The following is a 15,655-nucleotide window of genomic DNA, read 5'->3' as shown; positions in this document are numbered from 1 at the left end:
GCGGCTAGAAATAGGTCCTAAAATATATTGTGTGGAATTGATTATAATGCAAATTTATGTTAGGATTGTTGTAATTGCGATAAGGTAATTAATAATATAGCAACGAGGGCAAATAGTAAACCGATGTAATTTTTGGTGCTTAGTTTCTCTTTGAATACTACTAATCCGATGAGGCTTCCTAGAATAATAACACCCATGTTCATCGATGCAAATACGGTAGAAGGGTTTTTGGCGAAGGCTTGATGTGCTTTGAGGTAAAATAATATGTTTCCGAAATTAAACAGTCCTACTAAGGCACCAATGACTAGGTTTAGTGCGGTGATTTTGACTTTTTTGAATAGTAAATTATACAGTACGACCACTGTAATAATTGAAAACGAGATACTGAATACAATGATTAAAGAGGTGGTAAAGGGCAGGCTTGTAGCAATTGCAATTTGTTTGAATAAGATATCAATAATACCAAATCCAACTAGCACTACTGCTGGATAGATCCATTTACTGCTGGTGTTGTCTGTTTTTTTGGAGAGTATAAGCACAAGCGCAGGTAGTGCGATGAGAAAGGCGATTAGTTTTAGGCTACTGAATTCTTCGTCAAAAAGTAACCAAGCGGCGAGCAGCGGAATAAACAACGATAAACGCTGAGCAGCATCGGTTTTTACGATTCCCATGTACTTGATCGAAGTTGCCAAAAACAAAAAAATAGTAGGTAGTAAAATACCTAGCGGAATATATATACGCCACGGTGCGTTTGCTGCTACAAATTGTAAATCGGGCTTGAAGATAAGGTAGCATAGGAGCAAGGCAAAAACATAGTTCCATGCTACTATTTGGGTGGTATTTATGGAGTAGTTGCGTGCTATTTTAAAAATAACACCAATGGTAACGCTGCATAAAATGCTAAGGATAAGAAATAACATGTCAGGATATTTTATATTGTAAAATCAGAAACGAAAAAAACTCTAGCTTTCGCTAGAGTTCTTGTATATAAGTAGGAGTGAAGAATTAAGCTTCTTCCATGGTATGATACACGTTCATAACGTCATCATCTTCTTCCATTTTTTCGATCAATTTTTCAACGTCAGCCATTTCTGCTTCGGTTAATTTTTTAGTGATTTGCGGAATTCTTTCAAAACCTGATGATAAAATTTCGAGATTACGTGTCTCAAGTTCTTTTTGGATGGTTCCAAAACTAGCAAAAGGAGCATAGATTAAGATTCCGTCCTCGTCTTCAAAAACTTCTTCGGCACCAAAATCAATAAGTTCCAATTCCAATTCTTCCGGATCAAGTCCTTCTGCCGGGATACGGAAGTTACACGTGTGGTCAAACATAAATTCTACAGAACCTTGTGTCCCCAATGTTCCGTTGCATTTGTTAAAATAGCTGCGTACGTTGGCAACGGTTCTGTTGTTGTTGTCGGTAGCAGTTTCTACAAGAAGGGCGATTCCGTGAGGTGCATAACCTTCAAAAAGTACCTCTTTGTAGTTGGCAGTATCTTTGTCGGTTGCTTTTTTGATAGCACGTTCTACGTTATCCTTAGGCATATTGACTGCCTTTGAATTCTGGATTACGGCTCTTAATCGGGAGTTGGCTTCAGGATTTGGTCCACCTTCCTTCACGGCCATTACGATATCTTTTCCTATACGTGTAAACGCTTTTGCCATTGCTGACCAACGTTTCATTTTTCTTCCTTTTCTAAATTCGAATGCTCTTCCCATTTCTAATTATTGTTTTAACGATTGCAAAAATACAGCTATTAGTTATTTTATCAAATATTTTTGTAATCAATTACTATTTATTATGCTGATTATTCTCTATTTGAGATATTAAAATCATTTATGATCGTAATTGCTTCTTGCAAATAGGGACTATATTTAAGGTCGCTTATTTTTACAGCATTAATTTCTAAATTTGCTTCGTCTTCTTTTAACGTTAAGGCATCAGCAGAATTATTTGTAATACGACAGTTGGTTTCTATTACAGCTGCTTTTTGTACTTTTTTCCTTAAAGCGGTTATGGTGTTGCAATGTTTAAAAACGGAATCAAAAGTGAGTGCGAGCGTTACTTTTGGATTAGTAAAAACGGCATCTATTTCTTTATTCAAATTTGATATATCTTTAAATCGTATATTATCTTCGAGTCTAAAACGGCTTAACTCTAGTGGAGTGGCAAATAAAGCCTTTGGAAACGGCTTGTAATTGGCTCTTACCGGAATAGAATCATTTACCAAAGCTGTTTTATAGCTTGACTCCCTTAAGCTGATATCTTCGAACAACATTGGTAAAATAACATCAGGTACAATACCTTTTATTTGGTGACTTTGTCCTGTGATGCGATAAAATTTTTCGATAGTTAGCTTAACAAATTCATCTTTTGATTTATCGAGTGGGAGTATGGTTTGCATAGATGCTTTTCCTACTGATGTGCTTCCTACTACAATTGCTCGATTATAATCTTGCATAGCCGCTGTAAAAAATTCACTAGCTGAGGCAGAATTGCCATTGATTAAAATTACGATAGGGCCACTGTAAGCAATTTTGTCAAGGTCATCTTTCAAGACAGTGACACTTTTTTTATTGTTGACTAATAAGGTTACCGGTCCAGCATTGATAAACAAACCTGTTAATTTGACGGCTTCTTCCATCGAACCACCACCGTTATTTTGTAGGTCAATAACCAATCCCTTTATACCATCGGCATTAAGTTTCTTAAGCTCTACCTCTACATCATGTGCACAGCCTGTGTTGTCATTGCTATCAAAGTCAGAATAGAAAGTGGGGATGTTGATATAGCCAACTTTTGTTTCGTTTTCTGCTATTAAACTGTAAACGCTATGTGATGTGGTTGCAACCAATTGTTTTTGAAGTGTAAGCACAATAATTTTTCCGCTTTTTTTCTGAACAGTTAATTCTATTTCTAAATTAGAATCCGAAAACATCATTTGGCTAATCTGCTCAAATGGCGTGCAGGAAATAATATGTTCTTCTCCTTTTTTGTTCGAAACCTTTGTAATAATATCACCTTTTTCTAATTGTTTTGATTTCGCCGCAGGACCACCTGGTATTAAGTCTGTAATTTGAATTTCGTTTTTTTCATTCAATTCACCATTTAATCCCAAAGAAAGTTCACTGCTAGACAAACTCGCCATAAAATTTGCTTTCGCATCTGTAGTAAAATAATTGGTGTGTGGGTCAAAATAATTGCAGAAGACATTGTAGAATGCATTTTGTAGATCATAATCCAATCCTTTTGGGCTGTTTAAGATGCTTGCAAGTTTGCATAAATTATGATCGGTTACATCGCTTTTAGCAATTTTTTCTAAGGTAGAAAAATGGGATTTCAAGGAATCTATATCGGTACTTTTTTTTGAAATATCTTCTAAAATATCAAATTTCAGTTTCTTTTCCCATACCTTTTGTAATCCAATTATAGATAAGTCGTATTGATTTTTCTTGTTCGAAAAATGTATAGTATCTAAGCCATCATACTTTAAATTTGCTTTTTGCAATTTTTCGATCGCCGTTTTTTTTCTTTCTAAAGCAGTTCGATAGGTCGATACAAATTCTATTAAAAAAGAACAATCGTGCTGCAAGATTTGATTGTCCAATAATAAACGATGTTTTCGTAGTTTTTGGTATTCAGCTTTGCTAAACAACGTACTACTTTGGTATAGATCATTGATAAAGGTATCAAAAACATAAACCGATAGACTGTCATCTACCGGTTTTGGATGAAAATGTTCACTTTGTATTAAGGTGTTTATCTTGGATAATGTTTCGCAAGTTTTTGAACTATTTTGTCCAAAAGCAAAAACAGATAAAAGGCAACATAAGAGTGTGAATTTTTTCATTTATATTTTATAGAATGGCAATTTAACCACTTTGGCAAGGGCATCTTTTTTTCGAATACGAATAAAAATTTCACTGTCTACTTTACTACTATCAATGGTTACATACCCCAAACCGATTCCTTTATTCAAAGAGGGTGACATGGTTCCAGACGTTACAATTCCGATTTCGGTACCGTTTGCATCTACAATTTCATAGTCGTGTCTTGGTATGGCGCGCTCTTGCATCTCAAAAGCTACAAGTTTGCGAGTAACTCCAGCTTCTTTTTGCTCTTTTAAACTTGCAGCGTTGGTAAAATCTTTGCTGAATTTGGTAATCCATCCCAATCCTGCTTCTAGAGGCGAGGTGGTGTCGTTGATATCGTTTCCGTACAAACAGAATCCCATTTCCAATCGCAAGGTATCACGTGCGGCAAGACCAATAGGTTTGATTCCGAATGCAGCTCCTGCTTCAAATACTTTGTTCCAAATTTGTTCTGCTTCGTTATTTTTACAATAAATTTCAAATCCACCGGCACCAGTATAACCCGTAGCCGAGATGATTACATGCTCGATTCCGGCAAAATCACTTACTACAAAGTTGTAATACTCAATTGAAGACAAATCTACAGAGGTCAAAGATTGCATCGCTTCAACAGCTTTTGGTCCCTGAATTGCCAATAGCGAATAGTCCTCGGATAGGTTTTTCATGTCGACATCCAAATCATTTTGGCTCGAAATCCAATTCCAATCTTTATCGATATTTGATGCATTAACAACCAATAAATACTGCTCGTCTTTTATTTTATAAACCAACAAATCATCAACAATACCGCCAGTTGCGTTTGGCAAGCAAGAGTATTGTGCTTTTCCATCTATTAAAACAGAGGCATCATTTGAAGTTACTTTTTGAATCAAAGCCAAAGCATTTGGTCCAGATAATAAAAACTCTCCCATGTGTGAGACGTCAAAGACACCTACGGCAGTACGCACCGTTTCATGTTCAATATTGATTCCTTCGTATGATATTGGCATATTGTAGCCTGCAAAAGGCAACATTTTTGCTCCCAAACCTTCGTGTATATGTGTAAGCGCAGTATTTTTCATCTTGTATTGCTATGATTTTGTTGGTGCTAATTTATTGTTTTTTTATGGACTGACCAAAGTCAAAACCATCTGATATTAGACGTTATATTTTTTTTATAAGGCACCGTTATTTTCTACATACAATTTGTAGGTTATTGAAATATAATTTGTAATTTTAAGTAAAAATTAACACTATGAATACGATTAAATTTTTTGATCGAAAGGAAGCTTTGGCACGATACAAACCTGTTCCTTGTGATACCCACAAAGGTATTCAAGGCCACGCCTTAATTGTAGCGGGGAGTTACGGTAAAATAGGGGCTGCAGTTTTATCCTCTCGAGCGTGTTTAAAATCAGGATGTGGTTTAGTTACTGCCTTCATCCCCAAATGTGGTTACCAAATTTTACAGGCTTCGAACCCCGAGGTCATGACGTATACAGATGATGTTGAAAAACAAATATCCGACATTCACTTCATGTTTAAACCCGATGCTGTAGGATTGGGACCAGGAATTGGTACGGCAATGCAAACGCAAAAGGCAGTTTTGAAATTTTTGAGTAAGTGCAATTGTAAGCTGCTGATCGATGCAGATGGTTTGAATATATTGGCTGAAAATATGGATAGTATTTGCTCGTTAAAAGAAAATACTATTTTGACTCCCCATCAAAAAGAACTAGAACGATTAATTGGAGAATGGGAAACAGAAGACGAAAAGATGCAGAAAGCAATTGATTTTTCACTGCAGCATAAAGTGATCATAGTCATGAAGGGAGCTCCTACTCATGTAATCAGTGGAGCAACGGTTTACCAGAATACAACTGGTAATGCAGCACTCGCAACCGCGGGTAGTGGAGACGTTTTGACAGGAATTATCACGAGCTTACTGGCGCAGTCGTATGATGCACTTGATGCAGCTTTATTGGGTGTATATCTTCATGGGTTATCGGCTGATATTGCAGTACCCGAAACAGGAACACATTTTTTTACAGCTTCTGACTGCATAGACTATCTAGGTAAGGCTTTTTTAACTTTAGAAAAGAGTTGAGAGCAACTTAAAAACTACCTACAAAATGAAATCCGATCATGCTGGTCGAAATTTGAGGGATGAGTTGCTTGGTCATTCTGAATTTTTTTGGTGTGTTGTTGAAGGCCGTATTTTTACTTTTTTCAATTTGCTTTCGACTACTAATCACAACTGATTTTCCGATAATGGTACCCACAAGTCCACCTACCAATAAATCAGAAACCCAATGGTTATGTCCTTTTATATCCGCCAAAAATGCCGCAGTAACAAAGGTATACGGAATCCAATAGTTATCATATTCCATTTGAAAAACTTTTGCAACGGCAAAAAAGGCAGTGGAATGAAACGACGGAAAAGAAGTTCCATCAGCAACAGGACTGAAATAGGGTTTATGGTAATTGCCAAAATCCCAATTGTCTTTTGTCCATGGCGCTACAGCTGGTTCATCTCCGTTCAACGGACGCTGCGGTCTTTGTCTTGGGATTAAAGTTTTTAATATAAGGTGTGAAATAACATATGAGTAAGTCAAAGTTTTGATAGCATTTAAAGCCACAACTTGTCCTTTTTCATGATTGAAGAGAACCGAGCCAGCATACAATCCCATGATTGGGTAGGTGATGTACGGATCATTTCCTTGAAAAATTGGATTTGTACTTCCTTGAATACCAATTTTGGGTAATTGATAATCGATGGTTGGTTCTATATGGTCATGAAGATAACCAGTTGTGATTTTGTCAACAGCAATCAAACCAACGATTCCACCTGCGTACATAGCGGTACGTTTCCAGTTGCTTGAAACGGTATGGCCCATTTCTGAAAAATCTCCAGGAACACTCAAAATACTATTTTTTAAAACGGTCGATGCAACTTTAAAACGACCTTGTTTCGGGCTAGCAATGCTGTCTGTCTGTGCAAAGCAATTGATAGAAAGTAGAATAATAAGGAGTAAAGTAAAGTTTTTCATTTTGTTAAGGCGCTACTGTAAACAATGGTGCAAATATACATTTTATTGGTCGCTGACTCTCTTATTTTTAATTCTAAACCTTTTTTTAATCGAAAAAGCCACTAGTCAAAAACTTTTATGTTTTGAACTAGTGGCTCTTCATGCTGTTTAAAATCACCTATCGTATTTCGGCAAATGTATTTCCTTGTTTGATATCTCCCGATTTGTATCCTTTCATGAACCAATATTTACGTTGTTCAGAGGTACCATGGGTAAAGGATTCGGGTACAATATGACCTTGCATTTTGGCTTGGATAGCATCATCACCAACAGCATGAGCTGCACTCAAGGCTTCGTCTATGTCACCAATTTCCAAAACGTTGTTCATTTTTTGATTGTAGTTGGTCCAAAGCCCAGCATAAAAGTCAGCTTGCAATTCCAAAGCTACCGACAGTTTATTGGCTTCGGCTTTACTTTTTCCTTCTTGCATTTCTCGCATTTTGGCAGAGGTACCCAAAAGCGTTTGTACGTGGTGTCCTATCTCGTGTGCAATTACGTAGGCCGTAGCAAAATCACCACCTTGTGCGCCAAACTTGGTCTTTAACTCTTCAAAGAATTTTAAGTCCATATAAACATTTTGATCACCAGGACAATAAAAAGGACCCGATGCAGAGGTTGCAGATCCGCAGGCAGTATTTACGCCACCTTCAAACAAAATTATTTTTGGTTTCTGGTAGGTAAGGTTGTTTTCTTGAAATATTTTTGTCCATACATCCTCATTATCGGCAAGTATTGTTTTTACAAATTGTTGTTCTTCAAGTTCTGCTGCAGTCAAGTCTCTTTGTTCAGTAGGTGCCGATTGTCCTTGTGTTTGTTGCAAAATGTTACCGACCATTTGTCCATTTTCGCCACCAAATACATTGAGCAGCAAAATAATAATACCGATTACTCCACCACCAGCGATTGCTTTTCCACCGCCAGACATTCCTCTTCGATCCTCAATATTATCACTTTGTCTTCTACCTTTCCACTTCATTACTGTTTGGTTTTAATTTTATAATTGGTTTTAGTTGTCATTTTGATTTAGCCATTTGACTAATTTTTCTTCGATAGCTCCCTTTACGATTGGTTTCGAAATATAATCGTTCATTCCTACTTTAATACATTTTTCTCTTTCTTCTTTTTCGGCTCCTGCTGTAATAGCAATAATAGGAACCTTTTTGCCTGTGTCTAAGGTACGAATCGCCTTTGTTGCTTCATAACCGTTGGCAATTGGCATCTGAATATCCATAAAAATAAGATCGGGTTGAATCTCCTCATAATGGTCAATAGCTTCTTGTCCGTTCGGAATTTCGATTATTGTAACCTTTGCAAAAATATTTTTAATAATTGTTTTAAGCAACAACATATTAATTTTATTGTCTTCGACCAACATGATTTTTGGTTGTAGGTTACGAACTGCTTGAAATTGAGAAATAACTTCCGCCTCAGAAATAGGATTGGATGACTTTACATTCTTATCTATTTCATTACTAGTTTGAACATTTAGAATAAAATAAAAAGTACTTCCTTTATCGACTTCACTTTCTAGTTTTAGGTGGCTTCCCATAAGACCTAATAGTTTGTTTGAAATGGTTAACCCCAAACCAGTACCTCCAAATTTTTTGGTTGTCGAACTGTCTTCTTGTGAAAAAGCCTTAAAGATTCGTTCCTTGTTGGCTTCTAATATTCCTATACCCGAATCAATTACTGCAAACTTAATTGGGAAATTTGGACCGGCTTTAGTGTCTATGGCTTCAATCTCAAGTTTGACAAAACCATGATCTGTAAATTTTACAGCGTTAGACAATAAGTTGATTAAAATTTGTTTCACACGTACTATATCAATCCAAAAGAAGGCGGGAACATTATCAGCGATATTCAATTGCAGATCTAGATTTTTTACATTTGCTTCAAAAGAAATTAAGTCGATAATCTGTTTGAATAAGTCTCTAACTTCTGTTTTTTCGATATAAAGTTCCAATTTACCTGCTTCAATTTTAGAAAAATCCAAAATATCATTCACGATACCGAGTAGGGTATGAGCAGATAAATTAACGGTATTCATTTGTTTTTGTTGGCTTTCTGTTAAACTTGTTTTCATCAACAAATCGGTAAAACCAATAATACCGTTTAGCGGTGTCCTAATTTCATGACTCATATTTGCCAAAAATTCAGACTTAGCTACATTGGCTGCTTCGGCATATTTTTGACGTTCGATAGCGGTATCCGATTCTACTTTTTTGGTGATATCTAGCATGATTCCTTCGATATAAGTAATCTTTCCGTTTTTGATTACGGCATCGCCAAACTCTTCGACCCAAACAATTTTTTTGTCCTTCTTGATGAGGCGATATTTAAAATGAAAAGGCTCACCCTTTGAAAGTTTTTCAGACGAAATTTGTCGCACCTTATTTAAGTCTTCTGGATGGATTAATTCGGTGTATACTAATTTTTTGTCCAGAAAATCACTTTTAGAATAACCTGTTAGCTTTTCTATTTCATCATTTAAATAAATTTTGGTAAAGTTTCGATCGTTTTCAGATAAGTAAACTGTTCCAGGAATATTATTGGCTAGCAGTCTGAATTTTTCTTCACTTTCATAAATGGCAATTTCGGCATCGATTCGCTCTACGGCAGATGCAATATTACCTGCTAAAGCTTGAAGGATTAGTATTTCATCCTCAGACCAATGTCTTTCTTCAATAGTGTCGTCGAATCCTAGAAAACCATAAAATTCATTTCGAACAAAAACAGGGAAAAGAATTAAAGAGACTACTTTGAGTTGTTGAATTTTTGACCTTACCGATTCGTTTTTTATATTTGAAACCGTCGTTTTATAAATTTTATTATTTAAAAGTGGTATCAATAAATCTTCAAAATACTCAAACGGTAAATTTTCGAGATTCGGATTAATCTCGGTTAGTGTAGTATTATTTATCATCCATCTGTATTTTTGACTGATGGTATTTTCGATTGGTGATTTTCGATAAAAATAGGCACGGTCAGATTTGGTTGCTTTACCCATTGTGATCAATACGTCTTCAAAAATGGCATCGAGATCATTACTTTTTAAAAATTTTTCTGTACATAGAGTCATCGCAGCCAAGAGATCACTCTTGTATCTTAATTTTTTTTCGATATCGTAGCGCATACGAGATTCAAAAATAATGGACAGAATATCAGATACAGATCTAGCAAAGTTGATGTCTTCATTGTCCCAATTACGAGGGGTTTGAGTAGCCTCAAAACAAAGTATACCTTTCAATTTCCCGTTAAGCATTACTGGAGTATCCAAAATTGAGGTAATGTTATTGGTCGGAAAATAATCTTGGTTAAATTCTAATTTTAGATTGTTTTGATAAACATCCGAAATTACAACTTGATTTTTGGTGTTTATAATCGTGTAATAGTTTGGGTTTTGCTGTTTTGTGATGGACAAGTTATTGATGTAACTATCATTGCTTAGTTGATATAAGTTGGAGCAACTTAGTTGGTCTTCGCTATAATCCCAAAAACTAATACGCTCTATTTCGGTAGTTTGCGCAATCGTTTTGAGAACTTTTTTGAGTTTGTTATTTAATGAAATCTTATTAGAATAACTTATTTCAGTAAAATGTTTCAGAACCGTACTGTACTTTTGATTTTTGTTTTGTCGATCTAATTTCTCTTTTTCATTAAATTTTAAATAAGTAATATCACGTGCAATTGCATAGTAACCAACAATCTGGTTAAGGTCATCTCTATTGATAGTTACTTTTTGCGACAGCCAAATTTTTTCGCCGGCTTTTGTAATAATTGGATATTCTAAAATCGGGAAGCTTGAAGAATCTTCGTGTACATCTCTGTAAAAATTCAAGACACTTTCTTTATATTCGGGACAAACTAACTTTGTAAAGGGAGCTTGAGCAAGTTCTGAAATCTTGAAACCGGTATATTTCTCGGATGTCTTGTTTATAAAAATAAAATTCCCTTTACTATCCAATTCGTAAATAAGGTCACTTGCAGATTCAACCAAATTTTCATAAGATTTTTGAATGTTTATTTGTTCTGTAATGTCTTGTCCTACCACGATAAATAAACTCTCAGAATATCTTTGACAACTCCATTGAATATGCTTGAAATTCCCGTCTTTACATTTTATTTTTTTGAGATACAATTTGTTTTCGATAAAATCTTCACTGAAAATTTCTTCAATTAAATCACTACTTTTTGTGATCTCCAAAAAGTTAGACCCCATTACTTCGGTACTGCTATATCCTAGAATTGAGGTGATACTTTGACTGCAAAATACTACTTGCTTTTGTGTATTGATAGCCAAGGTAATCGAGTTACCATTGTTTAGAATTTCATTCGAAAATTTAAATTCGTTTCGAATGTTCAAAAATGAAATGTGTCTGACAAAATTAACGCAAAATACTATTAAGGAATAATTCAATAAAGCAATAAAGGATCGATCGGGAATCAAATCAAAACTGAATAAAAAGCCCAGAATCGAAAATATTAGGCCACAGAACATCCAGTAAAGTTTAACTGGTTTTAATACATTATAAGAAAATAAAAACAATATTGTAAAACCTATAAACGGGATACTGTCAGTAGGAGTGATAATTAGATTGCGAGTTACTATTAATAGAAAAAGGCAAAATATTATTTTGAAAATCATATGTAAATTATCAAAAACATATCGAACCTTATTACTAATAAAATAGATAGATACTAATGAAATACCGACCAATAGATTCTGGTAAAGTAAACTTTGTGGTCGAATTTGAAATAATTCCAAAGTCGTTTCAACGAAGATAAAAAATAAGCCTATGTATAGAAATAAAGTTTGGTATTCTTGATTTTGAGCCTTTTTTGATAAATAGTTAGTCGAAAACTGAGGCCTTAATACTGCCTTTGGTCTGTAATAACTGTAGATCAAAGTCAGCAGCAATACTATAAAAAATATAGCCACTGTTCGTACTAAACTTTTATCGGTACTAATCACATCCAGAGGCGAAAAATAATTGATTTTTATAGGAATGATTTCTCCTATAAAAATAATTATAGTATTTAGCAATTGATCTATGGACATAATTGGTTTTTTCGTTTAAAGAAAAATAGAAATTATAAAGATTGAAAGTAATGAAAATTACTTAATAATCACAATATACTGTGTTTTATTGTCTATTATGTAGTGCTATTCTTCAAAGCCTACAATGTTTTTGTACAAAATATAGTAAAAGGAGTAAATAAAAGGCATAGTAAACAAAATTCCGACTATGATAAACATCAATCCTAGTAGGGTTGCAATGAGGGATATCAAAAGGAGTCCCAAAATAAGTAGGGGCTGCTTAGCAATAAGAGCAACGCTAGTCTGTATAGCAGAAAACACACCTAGATCACCAAAAATAATCAACGGAACAGTCAAAATCGTATAAAAAGATATGAATAAAGATGCAACTGATCCAGCAGCTCCATTGCCTAATTGTTCTGCTATGGTAGCCAGGCCAGTATTGGTCAATGAAATAATGAGGGTAGCCGTAAACAAAGTAAAAAATTTGCTAGAGCTGTAGTAAGTGAATATTGCAGAGAGACGAAATTCTTCATCACGATCGGCACAATAGGCCATTTTGATAAACCCAGCAGAAAATGGACTGACAAAGCTCGTAAACAAAATAGCAAAAATGGTGTACCACATCAAGAACTCTTTCGATAAATTCTCTGGACGTAGATTTTCTGGTTTTGTCATTTCGGTAATAGTTTCTATTCCGAAATAAGAGAGCAATCCACCATAAATTAAGGTAATCAAAATAATACCAAATACAAATAACGATAAACCTGCGTAAAGCGCTATTTTTCTATAATTTTCAAATATCTGAGTGATTGAGGTTTCAAAGTTTAGTTTGTACCCATTCAATTTTAATTGCTCTATTCTAGATTTTTGCGTATTCATTTTGTAATTCGTTTTTTAGGGTATAAAGAACGACTATTTTGGTAATACCTTCCAAGTTCTAATAGCCTGAAAATGCTTTCAAATGGCAGTAGATAGTATCTGAAATAAAAAAATCTCAAAATCAATATAAACGTTGCCATTAGAATTGATTTTGAGATTGAATTTTTAGTCCACTGCAGACCAGATGGTGTCTTGCGGCACAGGTGCAAGCAATGTGATAGGTTCCTTACTCACAGGATGAATGAAACTGAGTTTTCGAGCATGCAAATGGATGCCTCCATCTGGATTACTGCGATCAAAACCATATTTCAAATCACCTTTGATAGGGCAACCAATTGCCGATAATTGGGCTCTAATTTGGTGGTGCCTCCCAGTATGAAGGTTTATTTCGAGAACAAAATAATTATTCAGTTCTTTAATAATTGTATAATCCAAACTGGCCATTTTACTATCTGGAACTTCTTTCAAATGTGCTTTTGAAGAGTTGTTTTTCTCGGTTCTTTTTAGGTAATGAACCAAGTTGTCCTGCTGTTTTGGTGGTTTGTTTTTTACTACAGCCCAATAGGTTTTTTGCGTTTCACGGTTTTTAAAAAGTTCGTTCAAGCGGGTCAAAGCCTTGCTTGTACGCGCAAACACGACAATACCCGTTGTAGGTCGATCAAGACGGTGTACAACGCCCAAGAAAACTTCTCCGGGCTTGTTGTACTTGTCTTTGATATACTCTTTTACAACATCGGGTAGGGGTTTGTCACCAGTTTTGTCACCTTGGACCAAATCACCAACACGTTTGTTTATCACAATAATGTGATTGTCTTCGTGCAAGACTTGCAAATTATCTTTGGTAGATAGTATTTTCAATTTAGTACTGTTCTTTTTCGTTAGGGAAATCCATTGACTTTATATCATCAACATATTGACCAATGGCAGCCGTCATGTCATCATACAAATTCATGTAGCGACGCAAAAAGCGAGGACTGAATTCGTTGTTCATACCCAACATGTCGTGTATAACCAAAACTTGTCCATCAACTTTACCACCAGCACCAATTCCTATAACCGGAATCGAAATACTTTGTGCTACTTTTTCAGCTAAATGTGCAGGTATTTTTTCGACTACAATGGCAAAACAACCCAATTTTTCGAGTAATAAAGCATCTTCGATCAATTTGTCTGCTTCTTGCTCTTCTTTGGCACGTACTGTATAGGTTCCGAATTTGTAGATAGATTGTGGCGTAAGACCCAAATGTCCCATCACAGGGATACCTGCGTTAAGAATTTTTTTGATAGAATCCTTAATTTCTTTTCCACCCTCAAGTTTTACGGCGTGACCACCACTTTCTTTCATGATTCGAATAGCAGAGCGCAAAGCTTCCTTAGGATCAGATTGGTAGCTACCAAATGGCAAATCTACCACTACAAGAGATCGTTCGATAGCTCTCACAACAGATGAAGCATGGTAAATCATTTGATCCAATGTAATAGGTAATGTAGTCTCATGACCCGCCATCACATTCGACGCAGAGTCCCCTACAAGGATCACATCTACACCTGAGCTATCTACAATTTTTGCCATTGTATAGTCATAAGCAGTAAGCATCGAGATTTTTTCTCCATTGGCTTTCATTTCGATCAATGACTTCGTGGTAATTCTTTTATAATCTTTTTTTGCTACAGACATTCTGTTATGTTTTTAATTGAAACCTTATAAAAAAGGGTCATTTTTATTTTTGAGCCTGTAAAATTAAGCAAATATTTTCATGTGAGGCTCAAAAAGCAAATGAACTTTATCAAACCCAAAAGTTTAACAAAGTTCATTGTTTTTATTCTGTATATAAATAGAAGTTATTAATGCGCTTTCATTTCACTTTTTCGTTTATTAAGCTGTGCTTCTATGTCTTTTATGGTTTCAGCAGCCGCTATTTCAAACGAAGACTCATTCGAAACAGCGAAAATGCGAGGTCCAGGGCAACTTAATGCTATTTCGCAAATTTTTCCTTTTCCATGAGAATCTTTTTCTTCTTTAAAAATTACATTGGCACGAATAACCCAATCAAAATGATTCGTTAATGAATCTAATTTTTTGAGCACAATATGTTCGGCAGTTTTGTTTGTTTCAGCATGTACAAATTGAATGATTGATTCCATATATTGTTAAATTTAGGTTTGATATTGGTTAAAAGATAGTTTTGGTATTCGGCACTGTGTATGTTTCCAAAGACGATAGTAAGGTGGTTATCCTCAAATTTACATATTTAATCCTAACGGAGATTGTAATTCGAAATTAAAGTTGAACAAAATTATCACTTTTTGGCATGTTTGAAAGTGCTTCCATTACAGAATCTGGAACTGGGTTTACAAGTTTACGTAGTTTGGTATCCATCCAGGCGCCATCTACAGATATAGTTGCGCATAATGTATCGTTTCCATCTTTCAATTCGTGTACAATAGTCCATCGTGATGCATCGGCAGTCATTTTTGCTACTTTGGTATGAATAAAAATGGCATCGGATAATTTTATTTCTTTTCGAAAAACACATTCTTCTCTAAAAATGATCGGGCCAAAGAATTGTGATTGCATAGTTCTCATTGTTAATCCAAGACCTTCCAAGATTTCAATTCTATGTTGTGCTCCAAAATCATAATATACACTGTGTCTTACATGAAAATTTGGATCAAGGTCTGCCCAACGAAAAGATATTTGTTTGCTAAAAGAAGTCATATTGTTTTATTGTATTTTATTAGTAAATAGAAATTGGTCGTTTAGTAAAAATAGTAAATACAATGGTAGTTTTCA

Annotated in this window: 13 protein-coding genes; 1 reads left to right on the top strand and 12 read right to left on the bottom strand. The window is 35.0% G+C overall.

The features are described from left to right. Window positions 1-59: 59 nt before the first annotated feature. The 4 genes from FFWV33_RS16250 to gcvT all read right to left on the bottom strand — a co-directional run bounded on the left by FFWV33_RS16250 (window position 60) and on the right by gcvT (window position 4,934). On the bottom strand, window positions 60-920 hold the full coding sequence (locus FFWV33_RS16250) for a DMT family transporter (protein WP_108741871.1): 861 nt from the start codon (window positions 918-920) through the stop codon (window positions 60-62). Window positions 921-1,005: 85 nt separating this feature from the next. Further along, complete coding sequence (locus tag FFWV33_RS16245) at window positions 1,006-1,719, bottom strand: YebC/PmpR family DNA-binding transcriptional regulator (RefSeq protein WP_108741870.1); 714 nt, start codon at window positions 1,717-1,719, stop codon at window positions 1,006-1,008. 89 nt (window positions 1,720-1,808) lie between these two features. Then, on the bottom strand, window positions 1,809-3,851 hold the full coding sequence (locus tag FFWV33_RS16240; protein WP_108741869.1) for a S41 family peptidase: 2,043 nt from the start codon (window positions 3,849-3,851) through the stop codon (window positions 1,809-1,811). Then, complete coding sequence (gcvT, locus tag FFWV33_RS16235) at window positions 3,852-4,934, bottom strand: glycine cleavage system aminomethyltransferase GcvT (protein WP_108741868.1); 1,083 nt, start codon at window positions 4,932-4,934, stop codon at window positions 3,852-3,854. It lies immediately after the preceding gene. Between the two features lie 173 nt (window positions 4,935-5,107). Here gcvT and FFWV33_RS16230 point away from each other — a divergent pair, with 173 nt between their 5' ends. Then, on the top strand, window positions 5,108-5,959 hold the full coding sequence (locus FFWV33_RS16230) for an NAD(P)H-hydrate dehydratase (RefSeq protein ID WP_108741867.1): 852 nt from the start codon (window positions 5,108-5,110) through the stop codon (window positions 5,957-5,959). Window positions 5,960-5,966: 7 nt separating this feature from the next. On the opposite strand, the gene FFWV33_RS16225 is transcribed toward FFWV33_RS16230, so the two are convergent. From FFWV33_RS16225 to FFWV33_RS16190, 8 genes are all read right to left on the bottom strand, one after another. Further along, window positions 5,967-6,902: a phosphatase PAP2 family protein gene (locus FFWV33_RS16225; RefSeq protein ID WP_108741866.1), complete on the bottom strand. Its 936-nt coding sequence runs from the start codon at window positions 6,900-6,902 to the stop codon at window positions 5,967-5,969. 157 nt (window positions 6,903-7,059) lie between these two features. Further along, window positions 7,060-7,917 carry a KPN_02809 family neutral zinc metallopeptidase gene (gene ypfJ / locus FFWV33_RS16220; protein ID WP_108741865.1) on the bottom strand — a complete coding sequence of 286 codons (858 nt, stop codon included), beginning with the start codon at window positions 7,915-7,917 and terminating at the stop codon, window positions 7,060-7,062. 30 nt (window positions 7,918-7,947) lie between these two features. Further along, entirely contained in the window at window positions 7,948-11,304 is a 3,357-nt protein-coding gene (locus tag FFWV33_RS16215) for a PAS domain S-box protein (RefSeq protein WP_159086059.1), read from the bottom strand. Between the two features lie 801 nt (window positions 11,305-12,105). Further along, on the bottom strand, window positions 12,106-12,861 hold the full coding sequence (locus FFWV33_RS16210) for a hypothetical protein (RefSeq protein WP_108741863.1): 756 nt from the start codon (window positions 12,859-12,861) through the stop codon (window positions 12,106-12,108). 165 nt (window positions 12,862-13,026) lie between these two features. After that, window positions 13,027-13,719: an RluA family pseudouridine synthase gene (locus tag FFWV33_RS16205; RefSeq protein WP_108741862.1), complete on the bottom strand. Its 693-nt coding sequence runs from the start codon at window positions 13,717-13,719 to the stop codon at window positions 13,027-13,029. A gap of 1 nt (window position 13,720) precedes the next feature. Next, the gene (gene panB / locus FFWV33_RS16200; protein ID WP_108741861.1) at window positions 13,721-14,539 is read right to left on the bottom strand and encodes a 3-methyl-2-oxobutanoate hydroxymethyltransferase; all 819 of its coding nucleotides are present in this window, start codon (window positions 14,537-14,539) and stop codon (window positions 13,721-13,723) included. A gap of 167 nt (window positions 14,540-14,706) precedes the next feature. Further along, window positions 14,707-15,006 carry an HPF/RaiA family ribosome-associated protein gene (locus FFWV33_RS16195; RefSeq protein WP_108741860.1) on the bottom strand — a complete coding sequence of 100 codons (300 nt, stop codon included), beginning with the start codon at window positions 15,004-15,006 and terminating at the stop codon, window positions 14,707-14,709. 136 nt (window positions 15,007-15,142) lie between these two features. After that, window positions 15,143-15,580 (bottom strand): acyl-CoA thioesterase, encoded by a 438-nt coding sequence (locus FFWV33_RS16190; RefSeq protein WP_108741859.1) that lies wholly within the window; start codon window positions 15,578-15,580, stop codon window positions 15,143-15,145. Between the last annotated feature and the right edge of the window lie 75 nt (window positions 15,581-15,655).

This window comes from Flavobacterium faecale (genome assembly GCF_003076455.1).
Taxonomy (GTDB): Bacteria; Bacteroidota; Bacteroidia; order Flavobacteriales; family Flavobacteriaceae; genus Flavobacterium; species Flavobacterium faecale.
The sequence above is the reverse complement of the archived record's forward strand: the minus strand, read 5'-3'. Positions and strand labels throughout refer to the sequence as shown.